The 19860-nt window shown below is 33.3% G+C and carries 18 protein-coding genes and 1 other annotated feature (1 of these 19 running past the window's edge); all 18 genes read right to left on the bottom strand.

Features of this window, described 5'->3' with window-relative positions; translation table 11 throughout:
• Entirely contained in the window at window positions 1-432 is a 432-nt protein-coding gene (gene rplP, locus Q3304_RS16775) for a 50S ribosomal protein L16 (RefSeq protein ID WP_003421160.1), read from the bottom strand.
• 35 nt (window positions 433-467) lie between these two features.
• Complete coding sequence (rpsC, locus tag Q3304_RS16770) at window positions 468-1307, bottom strand: 30S ribosomal protein S3 (RefSeq protein WP_054268681.1); 840 nt, start codon at window positions 1305-1307, stop codon at window positions 468-470.
• 22 nt (window positions 1308-1329) lie between these two features.
• A complete protein-coding gene (rplV, locus tag Q3304_RS16765; protein ID WP_009887891.1) occupies window positions 1330-1665 on the bottom strand; it encodes a 50S ribosomal protein L22 in 336 nt (111 codons plus the stop codon).
• 31 nt (window positions 1666-1696) lie between these two features.
• Window positions 1697-1978, bottom strand: a complete 282-nt coding sequence (gene rpsS / locus Q3304_RS16760) for a 30S ribosomal protein S19 (RefSeq protein WP_021386634.1) — start codon at window positions 1976-1978, stop codon at window positions 1697-1699.
• A gap of 34 nt (window positions 1979-2012) precedes the next feature.
• Complete coding sequence (gene rplB, locus Q3304_RS16755; RefSeq protein WP_003421168.1) at window positions 2013-2843, bottom strand: 50S ribosomal protein L2; 831 nt, start codon at window positions 2841-2843, stop codon at window positions 2013-2015.
• 29 nt (window positions 2844-2872) lie between these two features.
• Entirely contained in the window at window positions 2873-3163 is a 291-nt protein-coding gene (gene rplW / locus Q3304_RS16750; RefSeq protein ID WP_003435681.1) for a 50S ribosomal protein L23, read from the bottom strand.
• A complete protein-coding gene (gene rplD / locus Q3304_RS16745; RefSeq protein WP_054268680.1) occupies window positions 3163-3786 on the bottom strand; it encodes a 50S ribosomal protein L4 in 624 nt (207 codons plus the stop codon). Before rplD ends, rplW begins: the two co-directional genes overlap by 1 nt.
• A 29-nt stretch (window positions 3787-3815) precedes the next feature.
• Window positions 3816-4445 carry a 50S ribosomal protein L3 gene (rplC, locus tag Q3304_RS16740; RefSeq protein ID WP_021386632.1) on the bottom strand — a complete coding sequence of 210 codons (630 nt, stop codon included), beginning with the start codon at window positions 4443-4445 and terminating at the stop codon, window positions 3816-3818.
• 91 nt (window positions 4446-4536) lie between these two features.
• Complete coding sequence (gene rpsJ / locus Q3304_RS16735; RefSeq protein WP_054268679.1) at window positions 4537-4848, bottom strand: 30S ribosomal protein S10; 312 nt, start codon at window positions 4846-4848, stop codon at window positions 4537-4539.
• A gap of 370 nt (window positions 4849-5218) precedes the next feature.
• Window positions 5219-6412 (bottom strand): elongation factor Tu, encoded by a 1194-nt coding sequence (gene tuf / locus Q3304_RS16730; RefSeq protein WP_074179359.1) that lies wholly within the window; start codon window positions 6410-6412, stop codon window positions 5219-5221.
• A gap of 90 nt (window positions 6413-6502) precedes the next feature.
• Window positions 6503-8569 carry an elongation factor G gene (gene fusA / locus Q3304_RS16725; protein ID WP_021382502.1) on the bottom strand — a complete coding sequence of 689 codons (2067 nt, stop codon included), beginning with the start codon at window positions 8567-8569 and terminating at the stop codon, window positions 6503-6505.
• A gap of 48 nt (window positions 8570-8617) precedes the next feature.
• Entirely contained in the window at window positions 8618-9088 is a 471-nt protein-coding gene (rpsG, locus tag Q3304_RS16720; protein WP_021382504.1) for a 30S ribosomal protein S7, read from the bottom strand.
• Window positions 9089-9209: 121 nt separating this feature from the next.
• Window positions 9210-9632, bottom strand: coding sequence for a 30S ribosomal protein S12 (gene rpsL, locus Q3304_RS16715; protein WP_021382501.1), 423 nt, complete (start codon window positions 9630-9632; stop codon window positions 9210-9212).
• Between the two features lie 288 nt (window positions 9633-9920).
• Window positions 9921-13406 carry a DNA-directed RNA polymerase subunit beta' gene (rpoC, locus tag Q3304_RS16710; protein ID WP_054268678.1) on the bottom strand — a complete coding sequence of 1162 codons (3486 nt, stop codon included), beginning with the start codon at window positions 13404-13406 and terminating at the stop codon, window positions 9921-9923.
• Between the two features lie 41 nt (window positions 13407-13447).
• Window positions 13448-17164 carry a DNA-directed RNA polymerase subunit beta gene (rpoB, locus tag Q3304_RS16705; RefSeq protein ID WP_054268677.1) on the bottom strand — a complete coding sequence of 1239 codons (3717 nt, stop codon included), beginning with the start codon at window positions 17162-17164 and terminating at the stop codon, window positions 13448-13450.
• Window positions 17165-17633: 469 nt separating this feature from the next.
• Entirely contained in the window at window positions 17634-18422 is a 789-nt protein-coding gene (locus Q3304_RS16700) for an SDR family NAD(P)-dependent oxidoreductase (protein WP_054268676.1), read from the bottom strand.
• Between the two features lie 387 nt (window positions 18423-18809).
• Complete coding sequence (gene rplL, locus Q3304_RS16695; protein ID WP_021382505.1) at window positions 18810-19175, bottom strand: 50S ribosomal protein L7/L12; 366 nt, start codon at window positions 19173-19175, stop codon at window positions 18810-18812.
• Window positions 19176-19232: 57 nt separating this feature from the next.
• On the bottom strand, window positions 19233-19739 hold the full coding sequence (gene rplJ / locus Q3304_RS16690) for a 50S ribosomal protein L10 (RefSeq protein WP_003421187.1): 507 nt from the start codon (window positions 19737-19739) through the stop codon (window positions 19233-19235).
• A 42-nt stretch (window positions 19740-19781) separates the two neighbouring features.
• Window positions 19782-19860, bottom strand: a sequence feature (ribosomal protein L10 leader region); it runs 50 nt beyond the window's last position.

The raw sequence follows: 19860 nt of genomic DNA, 5'->3' as shown, positions 1-19860 counted from the left end.
CTATTCACCACCCTTTACTTCTAAATCTTCTTTTTTCACAAATTTACATTTGATTGGTAATTTATGTGCAGCAAGTCTCATAGCTTCTCTTGCCTTATCTTCAGAAACACCCGCTAATTCAAACATAACTCTTCCTGGCTTAACTACAGCTACCCAATATTCTGGAGAACCTTTCCCTGCACCCATACGAGTTTCTGCTGGTTTTCTTGTTACTGGTTTATGAGGGAATATTTTTATCCAAACCTTTCCCCCTCTTTTTATATATCTAGTCATCGCGATTCTGGCAGCTTCTATTTGATTAGAAGTTATCCAAGAAGCTTCTAAGGCTACTAATCCAAACTCACCATAAGTAACTTTGTTACCTTTATGAGCTTGCCCAGCCATACTTCCTCTATGAACTCTACGACGCTTTACTCTTTTTGGCATTAACATGAGTATTTTTCCTCCTTCCTTGAACCTAACTATTATTAATTTCCTTTGTTTTCAGTTCTTTGAGGTCTTGATCCACCTTGAGGTCTTTGTCCTCTGTAGTTTCCTCTGTTATCATTTCCTCTATTATCATTTCCTCTATAGTTTCTATTGTCATTTCCTCTTCTATCGTTTCTTCTGTTATCTCTCTTATTGTCTCTTCTATCGCTCTTTCTGCTTTCTTCTCTTGGATTTACACCGTCTCTAGTTGGTAAAACTTCACCATTACATATCCAAACTTTTATACCGATTTTTCCATAAGTAGTATCAGCTTCAGCGAAACCATAATCTATATCTGCTCTTAAAGTTTGTAGTGGCACATTTCCTTCACTATAACCTTCAGTTCTAGCCATCTCAGCTCCACCTAATCTTCCAGAAGCAGAAACTTTTATTCCTTTAGCACCAGATTTCATTGCTCTTTGTATAGCTTGTTTCATTGCTCTTCTGAAAGCAACTCTTCTCTCTATAGCTAAAGCTATATTTTCAGCTACTAATTGAGCATTTTTATCTGTACTTCTTACTTCTACTATATTAACTATTATAGTTTTCTTTGTCATTTTTTCTAATTCAACTTTTAATGCTTCGATTCCTGCACCAGCTCTTCCTATAACTACTCCTGGCTTAGCAACGTGTAAGTCCATTTTTATTTTATTAGCTGATCTTTCTATTTCTATCTTAGCAACTCCAGCTGAGTATAATCTTTTCTTTAAGAATTTACGTATATTATGGTCTTCTAATAATAAGTTTCCGAACTCTTTTTTATCAGTAGCGAACCATCTTGAGTCCCAATCTTTTATAACACCGACTCTTAAGCCGTGTGGATTAACCTTTTGACCCATTACTTTCCCTCCTATCTATTAATTATTTTTTCTCTTTAACAACAACCTCTATATGAGAAGTTCTTTTTCTTATTGTAGTTGCACGACCCATAGCTCTAGGCATGAATCTCTTCATTGTTGGCCCTTGATTAGCAACTATTGATGCTATATATAATTTTTCAGTATCCATTTCGTGATTGTTTTCTGCGTTAGCTTTAGCTGATTTTACAACCTTAGCTATTATTGAAGCTGCTCCTCTTGGAGTAAACTTTAATATTGCTAATGCTTCATCAACATTCTTTCCTCTAACAAGGTCACATATTTGGCCTGCTTTTCTTGGTGATACACGTACGTATTTAGCAGTAGCTTTTGCTTCCATTGTTATTCCTCCTTTCTTAGTCATAATTTAATTATTTTCTCTTATTAGATTTTTCGTCATCCTTATGTCCTTTGAAAGTTCTAGTAGGAACGAACTCACCTAATTTATGTCCAACCATATCTTCTGTTATATATACTGGAACATGTTTTCTTCCATCATGAACAGCTATAGTGTTTTCTACCATTTGTGGAAATACAGTTGAAGATCTTGACCAAGTTTTTATAACTTCTTTACTTCCACTAGCATTCATAGCTTCTATCTTCTTTAAAAGTCTTGCATGGACAAAAGGCCCTTTTTTAGTTGATCTTGACATTTATATTCCTCCTTTCCGAGCAAAAATAAATTTACTACTTAGTTCTTCTTGATACTATTAATTTATTTGAAGCTTTATTTTTCTTTCTAGTTTTATATCCAAGAGCTGGTTTACCCCATGGAGTAACAGGAGATGGTCTACCTATTGGAGATCTACCTTCCCCTCCACCGTGTGGATGGTCATTAGGGTTCATTACAGAACCTCTTACAGTAGGTCTTATTCCCATATGTCTTTTTCTTCCTGCTTTACCGATAACTACGTTACCGTGCTCTATATTCCCAACTTGTCCTATAGTAGCTTTACAGTTTATACTTACTAATCTCATCTCACCTGATGGTAATCTTAATAAAGCATTTTTTCCTTCTTTAGCCATTAATTGTGCAGAAACTCCAGCAGATCTAACTAATTGAGCTCCTTTTCCTGGCTTTAATTCTATATTATGAATGATAGTACCAACTGGCATATCTTTTAATGCTAAACAGTTTCCTGGCTTTATATCAGCACCTAATCCTGATAATATAGTATCTCCAACATTAATTCCAACTGGAGCTAATATATATCTTTTTTCACCATCAGCATAGTTTAATAATGCGATATTTGCAGTTCTGTTTGGATCATATTCTATAGTAGCAACCTTAGCAGGTATACCATCTTTATCTCTTTTAAAATCTATTATTCTATATTTTCTTTTTTGTCCTCCACCTCTATGACGAACAGTTATTCTACCATGTACGTTTCTACCAGCATTTTTCTTTAAGTTAACTAAAAGAGATTTCTCTGGTTGATTACATGTTATTTCATCAGAAACTAAAACTGTCATTTGTCTTAAGGCAGGAGAAGTTGGTCTAAACTTTTTTATAGCCATCTGTTTTCCCTCCTTCGTTTGTTATAATACTACATTCCTTGGAAGAATTCTATTTCTTTACTATCAGCAGTTAATTTAACTACTGCTTTCTTAAAGCTTGATGTTCTTCCTTGAGTTCTACCCATTCTTTTAACTTTTCCATCGTAGTTTAAAGTATTTACTTTATCAACACTAACTCCGAATACTTTTTCTACTGCTTTTTTTATTTCAGTTTTGTTCGCATCTTTAGCCACAACAAAAGTGTATTTTTTTTCACCCATTTCAGCCATACTGTGCTCAGTTACAACTGGTCTTATTATTACATCATGTGGATTAGTCATTATGCGTACACCTCCTCCACTTTTTTAACAGCATCTGTAGTTATTATAAATGAATCATATTTTAATATATCATATACGTTCATAGTATTAACTAATGCAGTTTGAACACCTTCTATATTTCTAGCTGATTTTATTACGTTATCGTTTTTGTCAGCTATAACTACTAAAGCTTTTTTAGCAGCATTTATATTATTTAATATTTGAGCAAATTCTTTAGTTTTAGGAGCATCCATGTTTAATGCATCTAATACTATAACTTCACTATTTTGTACTTTTGAAGATAAAGCACTCTTCATAGCTAATCTTCTTACCTTCTTAGGTAATGTATATCTGTAGCTTCTTGGCTTAGGTGCAAAAGCAACTCCTCCACCTACCCATTGTACAGATCTTGTAGAACCTTGTCTTGCTCTACCTGTTCCTTTTTGTTTCCAAGGTTTTCTTCCGCCACCTCTAACTTCTGCTCTAGTTTTAGCAGATTGAGTTCCTTGTCTCTTATTTGCTAATTGATTTTTTACAACTTCGTATAAAACATGTCCATTAACTTCTACGCCAAATATAGAATCTGATAATTCTATTTCTCCAACGTTTTGTCCACTAACATTTAGTACATTTAATTTTGGCATTGTTATTCCTCCTTTCTCTAGGTTAGTCATTATTTAGAAACCTTTACAGCTTCTTTTATAGTTACTACTGAACCTTTAGCTCCTGGTATAGCTCCCTTAACTAATATAAGGTTCTTATCAGCATCTACTTTAACAACCTCTAAGTTTTGAACTGTTACCTTTACGCTTCCCATGTGTCCAGCTAATTTTTTGTTTTTAAATACTCTACCAGGGTAAGAACAAGCTCCCATTGAACCTGGTCTTCTGTGGTATCTAGAACCGTGAGTTTCAGGACCTCTACTTTGTCCATGTCTTTTTATCGGACCTTGGAATCCCTTACCTTTACTTATTCCAGTAACATCTATTTTTGCACCTGCTTCAAATACATCAGCTTTTATTTCTTGTCCTACTGTGTATCCTTCTACAGAATCTACTCTAAATTCTTTTAAATGTTTCTTTAAAACATTAGCAGCAGCTAAATGTCCTTTTTTAGGTTTGTTTAAAGCTTTTTCTTTAGCATCTTCAAAACCTATTTGTATAGCATTGTATCCATCTTTATCAACTGTTTTTATTTGAGTAACGACCATAGGTCCTGCTTCAACAGCTGTTACAGGTATAACTACACCTTTATCAGTGAATATTTGAGTCATACCAACTTTTTTGCCTAATATTCCTTTCATATTAGCACCTCCTATAATTCTTACAGCGGATTACATCTTTTAGAGTAATCATTCTAAGATAATCATCTATAGGATAATATCTTAGGGGTTCTTATAATTTTATTTCTATATCTACACCTGCTGGTAAGTCTAATCTCATTAATGAGTCAACTGTTTTAGGTGTTGGATTAGCTATGTCGATTAGTCTTTTATGAGTTCTTATTTCAAATTGTTCTCTAGAGTCTTTGTACTTATGTACAGCTCTTAATATAGTTACAATTTGTTTTTCTGTTGGTAGAGGCACAGGTCCTGAAACTTGTGATCCAGCCTTTTTAGCAGTTTCAACTATTTTCCCTGCTGAAAAATCTAATAATTTGTGATCATATGATTTTAATCTTATTCTTATTTTTTCATTCTTAGCCATTTTGTTTTCCCTCCTTTATCACGTGTTTAATTTTCAAGTTGCGTACAACCAATACCGATACACTGCTCCGGGTGTGTTGTAACTTTCAAATCGATATTAGTTCGTATTTCACTAGGATTTAATTCTTATTTTCTTAATCTCTCAAGCACACTATTATATTTTATATCATCTGTTACATTTTTTCAAGTTTTTTTTATATTTTTTTCAATTTTATTTTCTATTACAACAGCATAACCTCAAACTTGATTGTTAATCTATCTCAAGGCACTAGTTTAGTATATATGCTTTAGTGCTACTTGTCAACAAAAAACAAAAAAGAGAGGTGTTATCCCCTCTTTTTCTATATTAAATCCATTAGTTTAATAAAAGATTACTCTACTATAGTAGCAACAACTCCTGAAGCTACTGTTCTTCCACCTTCTCTTATTGAGAATCTTAGTCCCTCTTCTACAACTATTGAGTTTATTAAGTCTACTTCCATTGTTACGTTATCTCCAGGCATTACCATTTCTATTCCATCTGGTAATTTACAAGCTCCTGTTACGTCTGTTGTTCTGAAATAGAATTGTGGTCTATATCCATCAAAGAATGGTGTATGTCTTCCACCCTCTTCTTTTTTAAGTACATATACTTCTGCTGTAAACTTTGTGTGTGCCTTTACTGATCCAGTTTTTGCTAGTACTTGTCCTCTTTCTATCTCACTTCTTTGTACTCCTCTTAATAATGCTCCTATATTATCCCCTGCTTGTGCTTGGTCTAATAATTTTCTGAACATCTCTACTCCTGTTACTACTACTTTTCTTGGTGCTTCTGTTAATCCTACTAATTCTACTTCGTCTTGTACTTTTAGTACTCCTCTTTCTACTCTTCCTGTTGCAACTGTTCCTCTTCCTGTGATTGAGAATACGTCCTCTACTGGCATTAAGAATGGTTTATCTGTATCTCTCTCTGGAGCTGGTATATACTCATCTATTTGCTCGAATAATTCTACTATCTTATTTCCCCACTCGCTCTTTGGATCTTCTAATGCCATTAATGCTGACCCTCTTATTATTGGAGTATCATCTCCTGGGAAATCATATTCTGTTAATAAATCTCTTACTTCCATTTCTACTAGTTCTAATAACTCTTCGTCATCTACCATGTCACATTTGTTTAAGAATACTACTATATATGGTACACCAACTTGTCTTGATAATAGTATATGCTCTCTTGTTTGTGGCATTGGTCCATCTGTTGCTGAACAAACTAATATTGCTCCGTCCATTTGTGCTGCTCCTGTTATCATGTTCTTAACGTAGTCAGCATGTCCTGGGCAGTCAACGTGTGCGTAGTGTCTGTTTGGAGTTTCATACTCAACGTGTGCTGTTGATATTGTGATTCCTCTTTCTCTTTCTTCTGGAGCTTTATCTATGTTTGCGAAATCTACTGCTTCTCCTAATTGATATCTGTCATATAATGTTTTTGTTATTGCTGCTGTTAATGTAGTTTTACCGTGGTCAACGTGTCCTATTGTACCTATATTAACATGAGGTTTTGTTCTTTCGTATTTAGCTTTAGCCATTTTGAATTTCCTCCCTTTATCTTGTGCGATATGAGATATATCTCATATCGCTGATTATTTTTTATATTTATATTATTAATTATTTTTAAATTATTTTCCTTCAGCTATTTTCTTAGCAACTGAAGCTGGAACTTGCTCATAGTGATCGAATATCATTGTATAAGTTGCACGACCTTGAGTTGAAGATCTTAGGTCTGTTGAGTATCCAAACATTTCTGAAAGTGGAACGAATGCATTTATAACTTGTGCACCACTTCTAGCTTCCATACCTTGGATTAATCCTCTTCTTGAGTTTAAGTCACCCATAACATCTCCCATGTAATCTTCTGGAGTAACAACTTCTACTTTGAAGTAAGGCTCTAAAAGAACTGCATTACCTTTCTTCATAGCATCTTTGAATGCCATTGAACCAGCCATTTTAAACGCCATCTCAGAAGAGTCAACCTCATGGTAAGAACCATCATATAACTCAACAGCAACGTCTACAACTGGATAACCAGCAACTATACCAGATTGCATAGCTCCTTGTATACCCATGTCAACTGGACCAACATATTCTTTTGGTACAGATCCACCAACAGTTTTGTTTGTGAACTTGTATCCTTCACCTGGCTCTTGAGGAGCAACTCTAATCTTAACGTGACCGTATTGTCCTCTACCACCTGATTGCTTAGAGTACTTGTATTCAACATCAACTGGTTGAGTTATAGTTTCTCTATATGCAACTTGTGGTGCACCAACTTTAGCTTCTACTTTAAATTCTCTTAATAATCTATCTACTATTATCTCTAAGTGTAACTCACCCATACCAGATATTATAGTTTGTCCTGTTTCTTGGTCAGTCTTAACTGTGAAAGTTGGGTCTTCTTCAGCTAATTTTTGAAGAGCTATACCCATTTTTTCTTGAGCTGCTTTAGAGCTTGGCTCTATAGCAACAGATATAACTGGCTCAGGGAATTCCATAGATTCAAGTATTATTGGATTAGCAGGGTCACATAATGTGTCTCCAGTAGTAGTATCTTTTAATCCTACTGCTGCTGCTATATCTCCAGCATAAACTTTAGTTATTTCTTCTCTTGTATTGGCATGCATTTGTAATATACGACCAATTCTTTCTCTCTTATTCTTAGTTGCATTTAAAACATAAGAACCAGATTCTAATGTTCCAGAGTAAACTCTGAAGAACGCTAGTTTTCCAACGAATGGGTCAGTCATTATTTTGAATGCTAGTGCAGAGAATGGCTCTTCATCAGAAGAATGTCTTTCAGCTTCTTCTCCATCTTCTAATATACCTTTTATAGCTGCTATATCTGTTGGTGCTGGTAAGTAATCTAAAACTGCATCTATTACTAACTGAACACCTTTATTTCTATAAGCTGTACCACAGAAAACTGGGTTCATTTCACAAGCTATAGTAGCTTTTCTTATAGCAACTTTTAATTCTTCTATAGTAGGCTCTTCACCTTCAAGATATTTCATCATTAGTTCTTCATCAGTTTCAGCTACTGATTCAACTAATTTTTCTCTCCACTCAGTGGCTAATTCTTTCATGTCTTCTGGTATATCTGTTTCTTCCATTTCAACCCCTAGGTCGTCTTTGTATATAACAGCATCCATTTTTAATAAGTCTATTATACCTATGAATGAATCTTCTTTACCTATTGGTAATTGCATAGGAACTGCATTAGAATTTAATCTAGATTTCATCATGCTTACAACATTGTAGAAATCTGCACCTAATATATCCATTTTATTTACAAAAGCTATTCTAGGTACTCCATAAGTTTCAGCTTGTCTCCATACATTTTCTGATTGAGGCTCAACTCCACCTTTTGCACAGAATACAGCAACTGAACCGTCAAGAACTCTTAGAGATCTTTCAACTTCAACTGTGAAGTCCACGTGTCCAGGAGTATCTATTATATTTATTCTATGGTCTTTCCATGAAGCAGTAGTAGCGGCAGAAGTTATTGTTATACCTCTTTCCTTTTCTTGCTCCATCCAGTCCATTTGAGAAGCTCCTTCATGAGTTTCTCCTATTTTATGAGTTTGCCCAGTATAAAACAGAATTCTTTCTGTAGTAGTAGTTTTTCCTGCATCTATATGAGCCATGATTCCTATATTCCTAGTTCTTTCCAAAGGAAACTTTCTAGCCATGGTTATCCTCCTTATGATATCCTCAATTTTATAAGATATCTATATATCCTACCATCTGTAATGAGCAAATGCTTTGTTAGCCTCTGCCATTTTATGAGTATCTTCTTTTTTCTTAACTGAAGCTCCAGTGTTGTTAGCTGCATCCATTATTTCTTTAGCAAGCTTATCAACCATTCCTTTTTCTCCACGAGCTCTAGTGTATTTTACTAGCCATCTTAAACCTAATGTTTGTCTTCTTTCAGGTCTAACTTCGATTGGTACTTGGTAGTTTGCTCCACCAACTCTTCTTGCTTTTACTTCTAAAACAGGCATTATATTGTCCATTGCTTTATTAAATACTTCTAAAGCTTCTTCTCCTGTCTTTTCAGCAATAACTGCGAAAGCATCATAAACTATACTTTGAGACTTTCCTTTTTTTCCGTCTACCATTAGATTATTTATTAATTTAGTAACTACCTTACTCCCATACATAGGATCTGGTAAAACTTCTCTTTTTGGAACATTACCTTTTCTTGGCATTTCGCTTCCCTCCTTAATTATTTAACTTAAATCATAGGTACTCGACATAATTCACTTAATGCCGTGATGCCATAAATATATATATTTAAAGCACCGAACTATAATCAATCATTAATTGTTTTTACTTTTTAGCTTCTTTAGGTCTCTTCGCACCGTACTTAGATCTTGATTGTCTTCTCTTATCAACACCTGCTGTATCTAAAGTACCTCTTAGTATATGGTATCTAACCCCTGGAAGGTCTTTTACTCTTCCTCCTCTTATAAGAACAACACTATGCTCTTGTAAGTTGTGTCCTTCTCCTGGTATATAAGCAGAAACTTCTATACCATTAGTTAATCTAACTCTGGCAACTTTTCTTAAAGCTGAGTTAGGTTTCTTAGGAGTAACTGTTTTTACTGAAGTACAAACCCCTCTTTTTTGTGGGGCACTAGCGTCAGTTACTTTCTTGTTTAAAGAGTTGTAACCTTTTTGTAATGCTGGAGCAGTAGATTTCTTCTCTACCGCTTTTCTACTTTTACGAACTAATTGGTTAATTGTTGGCATCATCTGCACCTCCTTCCAAATTTTCGATCTTATCAGTGACCGCCAACTACATCAATATGAATATTCATACTGACTGATTGTAACATACGTTACTTACAATTTAATGTCTATAACACATAAATATGTGATATTAGCATTTTTCTAGCTTGATGCTTTTTAGTTTTTATTTATTGCCATCTAAAAGTCACTAAGAGCTTATTCAAGCCCTTAGTGCACTTTTAAACAACACACTTTACTATTTTAACACCACAAATAATGGTTGTCAAGATTTCTTTACTCTATCTGCCATTAATCTTCAATTTTTTCAACAGCTATATTTCTATATTTCTTCATTCCTGTTCCAGCTGGTATTAATTTACCTAATATAACATTTTCTTTAAGTCCTATTAAGTGGTCTTCTTTACCTTTTATTGCTGCCTCTGTTAATACTCTTGTTGTCTCCTGGAATGAAGCTGCTGATAAGAATGAATCAGTTGCAAGAGACGCTTTAGTTATACCAAGTAAAACTCTTTTAGCAACTGCTGGTCTTAGACCTTTGGCTACAGCATCTTTATTACATTCATTGAATGTTAATACATCTTCATATCCACCTGGTAATAAATCTGTATCTCCTGGGTCTTCAACTTTAACTTTAGATAGCATTTGTCTTACTATAACTTCTATATGCTTATCGTTAACGTCAACCCCTTGAAGTCTATACACTCTTTGAACTTCTTTAACTATATATTCTTGAACTCCCTTAACACCATTTACTCTTACTATATCATGAGGATTTATAAACCCTTGTGTTAATGGGTCTCCAGCTTCTAACATTTGACCTTGTTTAACCTTTAATCTAGAACCATATGGTATCACATATGTTTGAGTTTCGCCTTCTGCTGGTATTACATTTACTTCTTTTCTCTTTCCAGTTTCGTCTATTTCAACTCTACCAGATACTTCAGTTATTACGGCTAATCCTTTTGGTTTTCTAGCCTCAAATAATTCTTCAACCCTTGGAAGACCTTGAGTTATATCGGCTCCTGCAACTCCTCCAGTATGGAATGTACGCATTGTAAGCTGAGTACCCGGCTCACCGATAGATTGAGCTGCTATTATACCAACTGCTTCACCTATATTAACTTCTTTTCCTGTAGCTAAGTTTCTACCATAGCACTTAGAACAAACTCCATGATTAGTTTTACAGTTAAGAACTGTTCTTATCCTAATTTTTTCAATCCCTAAATCTACTATAGTTTCTGCTTCATCTTCTTGTATCATAGCATCAGCTTCAACTATAACCTCACCAGTTTCAGGATTTAATATAGGGTCTATAGTATATCTTCCTACAATTCTATCATATATCTCTTCTATAACTTCATTTCCTTCTTTTATAGCATAAATTTCTGTAGTATCCTCTGTTCCACAATCTATTTCTCTTACGATAACATCTTGACTTACATCAACAAGTCTTCTTGTTAAGTATCCAGATTCAGCTGTACGTATAGCGGTATCAGCAAGACCTTTTCTGGCACCATGTGAAGATGTAAAGTATTCTAGTACTGATAGACCTTCACGGAAATTAGATTTAACTGGTATCTCAACTGTTTTACCAGACGCATTGGCCATAAGACCACGCATTCCTGCCAGCTGTCTAATTTGGTTTTTAGAACCTCTGGCTCCTGAATGTGCCATTATATATATATTATTTAATCTGTCTAGTCCACCCATAAGAGCATCAGTAACTTTATCAGTTGTTTCTGTCCATGTCTCTATGACTTTCTCATATCTCTCTTCATCAGATATTAGACCTCTTCTGTACGCTTTTTCATATTTATCAACTTTTGCTTCTGCTTCAGATATAAATACTTTCTTTTCTTCTGGTACACTCATATCATCAACAGCAACTGTTATTCCACCTAGTGTAGAATATTTAAATCCTAGAGCTTTTATATAATCTAATAATTCAGCTGTTTCTGTATTTCCATGTTTTCTAAAACATTTATCTATTATTTTACCAAGAGATTTTTTATCTGCTAAGAAATCAACTTCAAGTGCAAATGGGTTTTCTTTTCTATCTACAAAACCTAAATCTTGAGGTATATTTTCATTAAATATAAATCTACCAACAGTACTTTCAACTAATGAGCTGCTTCCATCTTCAAGTGTTACCTTTAATTTTACTAAAGCATGTAGATGAACTGATTTATTATAATAAGCAAGTAATAGCTCATTAAAGTCTTTAAATACCATTCCTGTTCCTTTAGCTCCATCTTGTGCTTCTATTGTTAGATAATAGCAACCTAAAACCATATCCTGAGATGGAGTAGTTATAGGTGAACCATCTTTAGGAGCAAGGATATTATTTACAGAAAGCATTAAGAATCTTGCTTCTGCTTGTGCTTCTACTGATAAAGGTACATGGACTGCCATTTGGTCACCATCGAAGTCTGCATTATAAGCTGTACATACAAGAGGATGTAGTTTTATAGCCTTACCTTCAACTAAGATTGGTTCAAATGCTTGTATACCTAATCTATGTAGAGTCGGTGCACGGTTAAGAAGAACTGGATGACTTTTTATAACATCTTCTAAAACATCCCAAACTTCTGGCTTAACTTTTTCTACTATAGATTTCGCACTCTTTATATTATGTGCATAACCTTCTTTAACTAATTTATCCATAACAAACGGCTTGAATAATTCCAACGCCATTTTCTTTGGAAGTCCACATTGATAGAATTTAAGTTCTGGTCCAACAACTATAACAGAACGTCCTGAGTAGTCAACACGCTTACCAAGTAAGTTTTGACGGAAACGACCTTGCTTACCTTTTAGCATATCTGATAAAGATTTAAGTGGTCTATTTCCAGGACCTGTTACAGGTCTACCTCTTCTACCATTGTCTATTAATGCATCAACTGCTTCTTGAAGCATTCTTTTTTCATTTCTTACAATTATATCTGGAGCTCCAAGCTCTAATAGTCTTTTAAGTCTATTATTTCTATTTATAACTCTTCTATATAAATCATTTAGGTCTGAAGTCGCAAATCTTCCACCATCAAGTTGTACCATTGGTCTTAAATCTGGTGGGATTACTGGTATTGCATCTAAAATCATCCATTCTGGTTTATTTCCAGACTTTTTAAATGCCTCTACAACTTCTAATCTTCTGATTGTTCTAACTTTCTTTTGTCCTGTACTATCTTTTAATTCCGCTCTTAAGTCTTTACTTTGTTGCTCCAAATTTATATTTTGTAGTAATATCTTTACAGCTTCAGCACCCATTCCTACAGTAAAAGTATATCCATACTTTTCAAGAGCAGTTCTGTACTCTTTTTCTGTAAGTAACTGTTTTTCATTCAATCCAGTTTCTCCAGGGTCAACTACTACATATGAAGCAAAGTATAATATTTTTTCTAATGATCTTGGTGACATATCAAGTAAAAGTCCCATTCTACTTGGTATACCTTTGAAGTACCAGATGTGAGACATAGGAGCTGCTAGCTCTATATGTCCCATTCTCTCTCTTCTTACCTTTGATTTAGTTACTTCTACTCCACATCTATCACAAACTACACCTTTATATCTAACTCTTCTATATTTACCACAATGGCACTCCCAGTCTTTTTGTGGTCCAAATATTCTTTCACAGAAAAGACCATCTTTCTCTGGCTTTAAAGTACGGTAATTTATAGTTTCTGGCTTTTTAACTTCTCCTCTAGACCATTGTCTTATTTTTTCTGGAGAAGCCAATGCTATTTTTATCGACTCGAAATTGTTTAATTCAAACAAGGAGTTCTCTCCCTTCTATTTGAGATTTACATTAATTAAATTTACATATCAAAGTCATCACTTTCAAAATCTATTTCTTCTTCAAATAAATCATCTTCAGTGAATTCTTCTAAATTCTCTATATCCTCATCTTCTGCGTTTTCAGCAAAATCATCTTCAATTTCTTCTATTATGTTACTTTCTTCAACTTCTCCCATATGATTTACAACGTCTAGCTCAAATTCACCTATTGTATCATCTTCATCTACAGATTCTCTCACTTCTATTTCTTGGTCTTCATCTGTCAACACTTTTACATCTAAGCATAAACTTTGAAGTTCCTTTATAAGAACCTTAAATGATTCTGGGATTCCTGGCTCAGGTATGTTTTCACCTTTAACTATAGCTTCGTAAGTTCTAACACGTCCTACAACATCATCAGACTTAACAGTAAGTATTTCTTGAAGTATGTGAGCAGCTCCATATGCTTCTAGAGCCCAAACCTCCATCTCTCCAAATCTTTGTCCACCAAATTGTGCTTTACCACCTAGTGGCTGTTGAGTAACTAATGAGTATGGTCCAGTACTTCTTGCATGTAGCTTTTCATCTACTAAGTGATGTAGTTTTAAGTAATACATATATCCAACAGTTATTCTGTTGTCAAAAGTCTCACCTGTTCTACCATCGTATAAAGTTAATTTACCATCTCTAGGATAACCAGCATCTTCAAGAGCATCCATTATATCGTACTCATTAGCACCATCGAATACTGATGTTGCTACATACCATCCTAATGTCTTAGCAGCTAGTCCTAAATGTACTTCTAGAACCTGACCGATGTTCATACGTGATGGTATACCTTGTGGGTTAAGTATTATATCTAGAGGAGTTCCATTTTCCATAAATGGCATATCTTCTTCTGGTAATATTCTTGAGATAACCCCCTTATTACCATGACGACCAGCCATTTTATCTCCAACTTTTATCTTTCTCTTTTTAGCTATATAACATCTTACTAATTCATTTACTCCTGGAGATAAATCATCTCCATTTTCTCTAGTAAATACTTTTACATCAACTATTATACCAGATTCACCATGAGGTACTTTAAGTGAAGTATCTCTAACTTCTCTAGCTTTTTCTCCAAATATTGCACGAAGTAATCTTTCCTCAGCAGTAAGTTCAGTTTCTCCTTTTGGAGTTACCTTACCAACTAGTATATCACCTGAATCTACCTCTGCACCTATTCTTATTATACCTCTATCATCTAAGTTTTTGATTGCACTATCTCCAACATTAGGTATATCTCTAGTTATTTCCTCTGGTCCTAGTTTTGTATCTCTAGCTTCACATTCATATTCTTCTATATGAATTGTTGATAATCTATCTTCTTTAACTAATCTTTCATTTATTAATATGGCATCCTCGTAGTTATAACCTTCCCAAGTCATGAATGCTATAAGACAGTTTCTTCCAAGTGCAACTTCACCTAAATCAGTTGCTGGACCATCTGCTATAACATCGCCTCTCTCTATCTTTTCACCTTTACTTATTATAGGTGTTTGATTTATACAAGTACCTGAGTTTGAACGTTTAAACTTAAGTAGATTATATCTATCTCTGTTTCCATCTTCTCTTTTTATAATTATTTCATCTGCTGTTACTCTTTCTGCTATACCAGAATTTCTAGCAACAACAACTGCTCCAGAGTCTTTTGCAGCTCTATATTCTATACCAGTTCCTATAATTGGCGCTTCTCTTCTAACTAGAGGCACTGCCTGACGCTGCATGTTCGCTCCCATAAGAGCACGGTTGGCATCATCATTTTCTAGGAAAGGTATCATAGCAGTTGCAACAGATACAACTTGCTTAGGAGATATATCCATGTAATCTACTCTGCTTTCAGGAACCATTTCAACAGCACCATTTACAGTTCTACAAACAACTCTATGGTTTACGAACTTTCCATCATCTGTTAATGGCTCATTTGCCTGAGCTCTTACAAATAAGTCTTCCTCATCAGCAGTTAAATAATGTATTTCATCAGTAACTGTTGCTGTTTCTTTGTCAAATTTTCTATATGGTGATTCTATAAATCCAAATTCATTTATCTTTGCATAAGTTCCTAGAGAGTTTATAAGACCGATATTTGGTCCCTCTGGAGTCTCTATTGGACACATTCTACCATAGTGCGAATGGTGAACGTCACGCACTTCGAATCCAGCTCTTTCTCTTGAAAGACCTCCAGGTCCAAGAGCTGATAATCTTCTCTTATGTGTTAACTCAGATAGTGGATTTGTTTGGTCCATGAACTGAGATAACTGAGAACTACCAAAGAATTCTTTTATTGCAGCAGAAACTGGTCTTATGTTAACTAACGCTTGAGGCGTTATAGCTTCCATATCTTGAACTGTCATTCTTTCTTTTATAACTCTTTCCATTCTTGAAAGACCAATTCTAACTTGATTTTGTAATAATTCACCTACAGATCTTATTCTTCTGTTTCCTAGGTGGTCTATATCATCAATATTTCCTATATTATAGAATATATTGAACTCATAACTTATTGAAGCTATTATGTCATCTAATAATATATGTTTTGGTATAAGTTCTTTAATTCTTGATTTTATAGCTTCTTTTATTTCTTCTTCATCGCTATATCCATCTAAAATTTCTTTTAAAGTCGGATAATGTACTTTTTCTTTTATGTTTAAATCATCTATGTCAAAATTAATGTGAGACTTAATATCTACGAAATTATTTCCTATAACTCTAACTTTCTTATCATCATCCATTAGTAGATTTACTACATTTATACCTGCATTTTGTATATCTTTAGCTAACTCATAACTTATTTTTTCTCCAGCTTTTACAAATACTTCCCCAGTTTCTGGATTTATTATGTCTTGTGCTGAAATTTTATTCATTATTCTATAACATAAAGCAAGTTTCTTATTAAATTTATATCTACCAACTTTTGCTAAGTCATATCTTTTTGGATCAAAGAATAAAGCATTTAATAAAGATGATGCACTTTCTACAGTAGGAGGTTCACCTGGTCTTAATTTTTTGTATATCTCTACAAGACCTTCCTCTACTGATTTAGTATTATCCTTTTCTAATGTAGCAGATAATCTTTCGTCTTCTCCTAAAAGGTCAATTATCTCTGCATCTGTTCCTATCCCTAAAGCTCTAAGTAAAACTGTAACTGGTTGTTTTCTTGTTCTATCAACTCTTACAGAAATTACATCATTAGAATCTGTCTCATATTCTAACCATGCTCCTCTATTAGGAATTACAGTAGATGAAATCAATCTCTTACCTGTTTTATCTCTTTCTTCCGCATAGTAAACACCAGGAGATCTAACTAATTGACTTACTATAACTCTTTCTGCTCCATTTATAACGAAAGTTCCTCTTTCTGTCATTAAAGGGAAGTCACCCATAAATACTTCTTGTTCTTTTATCTCGCCTGTTTCTTTATTTATAAGTCTTACCTTAACTTTTAGAGGTGCACAATATGTAGCATCTCTCTCTTTACACTCTTCTATATCGTACTTTGGTTTATCGTCTAAAGAATAGTCAACAAATTCCAATATAAGATTACCAGTATAATCTTCTATTGGTGAAATATCATCAAACACTTCTTTTAAACCTTCTTTTAAAAACCACTCATAGGAATCTACTTGAATTTCTATAAGATTTGGCACATCAGCTATTTCCTTAATTTTAGAAAAGCTCATTCTAGTTCTTTTACCTATCGTGACAGGATGTGGCATTCACTTTTCACCTCTCAATAATTAAAAATAAAACAATAGTTCATTCTAACGCATCTAATAATTTTAGCATATTGTCAAGTATTTTTCAATATATTTTTTATCTTATATGTAAACTATGCATTATTTTTGATTTTTTATAAATTATTTTTAGCATATATTATGTATTATGTACAATTTCTTAATATAAAATCCATATTTTTCATTTATAGGTCTAATTTTCTATATAAACTTCTATACAAATACCCTTCCCCTATTTAATTATAATTCCATGATGAAATAGTTGTAAATAATTAGATTTATACAAGTATATACAATTTATTAAATATACAAAATAAAGACCATAGATAAATTTAACTTGGAATTTTTAGTCTTAAACTTTTTCCAATGTAAATTATATCTATGGTCTTTATAAAAATAGAATTTCTAACATAACTAATATATAAATTTTCTTTATATATTAGTGTATTGATTATCCTAATATGTTATCTGCAAATTGTGGAGTAGGTAAACCAAATCCTCCTGCAACTTCAAGTAAATCCCCTGTTATGAATGATGAGTCATCACTAGCATAGAATAGAACGGCTTTTGCTATATCATCTGGTTCCCCTATACGATTTAAAGGAACATGCTTTAAAAACTCTTTTATGAACTCTGGAGACATATTATCTAATGCTGCCTTAGTTGCAATAAGTCCTGGAAGTACGGCATTACATCTAACATGATTTTTTGCATATTGTGTTGCTATGTTTTGAGTTAATGAATTGATTGCTGCTTTTGATACACAGTAAGCTATTCTAGATAAATCAGGCAATACTGAACCTATACTTGATATATTTACTATACTGCCTTTTCCATTCTTTATCATATGAGGAATTGCTGCTTTACATGGTAAATACACACTTTTTAAATTAGTATTTACTGTGTCAAAGAAATTATCTGTATCCCCAGTTACAAGGTCTTTGTCAAGAGAAGGGTTTGTTGAACCAAAATTGTTTACAAGTATATCTATCTTACCTTCTTTTTTAACTACGTCTTCTATCATTGAAGTAAAAGTTTCTTCTTCACGAGCATTAAAGTAAACAAACTTAGCACAACCACCTTCTGCACTTATTTTATTTATAACTTCATTAGCTAATTCTTCTGAACGAGCTGCTAAATATACAATTGCTCCATTCTTTGCTAATATCTCTGCTGAAGCTAATCCAATACCTTTTGTTGCAGCAGTAACTACTGCAATTTTTCCTTGTAATTTTTCCATTATTAATTCCTCCTTAAATACATCCTTCAAAGTCTACAAATTTCGATTTTTTTAATACTTAGTTCATTTTAAAATTTATATTTGTTAATTAATTATTTATTACATTTTATTTCTAAATTATTCATGTATTTTTTTAAAATAATATGTAATTTTTTACAGTTCCATTTAATTATATAGCCTATATATATACATTACAATAATTGTTTATATATTAATTTAATAATAGTATTAAATTAATATATCATTACATACTATATGATACCCTTAATTTAATACTATTATATATATTTTTTGCATTTTATAAAAATATTTTCTTTATAATTCTAGATAAATTCTATGATTTTTTGCAAATAAAAAAGATACCCATAGGGTATCTTTTTAAAGAAACTACTTAACTTCTACTTTAGCTCCAGCAGCTTCTAATTTTTCTTTTATTTGGTCAGCTTCTTCTTTAGAAGCTCCTTCTTTAACTGTCTTAGGAGCGTTATCAACTACTTCTTTAGCTTCTTTTAATCCTAATCCTGTTATTTCTCTAACTGCTTTTATAACTCCAACTTTTGAAGAACCAACTTCAGCTAATACTACATCAAATTCAGTTTTTTCTTCAGCAGCTGGTCCACCAGCAGCTGCACCAGCTACCATTACTGGAGCTGAAGCTGATACACCGAATTTTTCTTCAGCAGCTTTAACTAATTCATTTAATTCTAAAACTTTCATATTTTCTATAGCTTCTAATATTTGTTCTATTGTCATTTTTAGCACCTCCGAATTTTATTTCAAATTAATATTTATAATTTTTTAATTAAGCTATTAAGCTTCTTCTTGACCTTCTGCCTTTTTCGCTATTGCATCTATTAAATATGCAAAGTTTGATACTGGAGCTTTTAAGCTACCAAGTAATTTAGCGATAAGAACTTCTCTTGATGGTATGTTAGCCATTTCAACAATTTTAGACTCATCGTAGAATGCACCTTCCACAATACCCATCTTTAATTTCATCTTTGGATGAGAATCCATGAATCCTTTTAATATTCTTGCTGGAGCAACTGGATCATCATATCCAAATGCTATAGCATTAGTTCCAACTAATAATTCATCATTGAATTGCTCTATACCAACTTCTTTAGCTGCTCTTCTAACTAAAGTATTTTTATATACTTTGTAATCTACACCAGCTTCTCTCATTTGTTTTCTTAACTCAGTTACCTCTTCAACTGTTAATCCTTTGTAATCTACAACAACAGCAGCAGAAGATTTTTGTAACTTTTCAACTATCTCAGAAACAACTTCTGATTTAATTTCTATAGCTTTTCTCATATAGATGTGCACCTCCTTCACCAAATAGGCTTAGTATTTACCGCAACATTATAAAAAGCTTTTGTTGCCAAAAGTAGACATCAAAAGCTTTAGTAATCTCAATTTATCTAAAACCTCGGCG

Origin of the sequence: Clostridioides sp. GD02377 (genome assembly GCF_045899875.1) — a bacterium.
In the GTDB taxonomy this organism is placed as follows: Bacteria; Bacillota; Clostridia; order Peptostreptococcales; family Peptostreptococcaceae; genus Clostridioides; species Clostridioides difficile_A.
The sequence above is the reverse complement of the archived record's forward strand: the minus strand, read 5'-3'. Positions and strand labels throughout refer to the sequence as shown.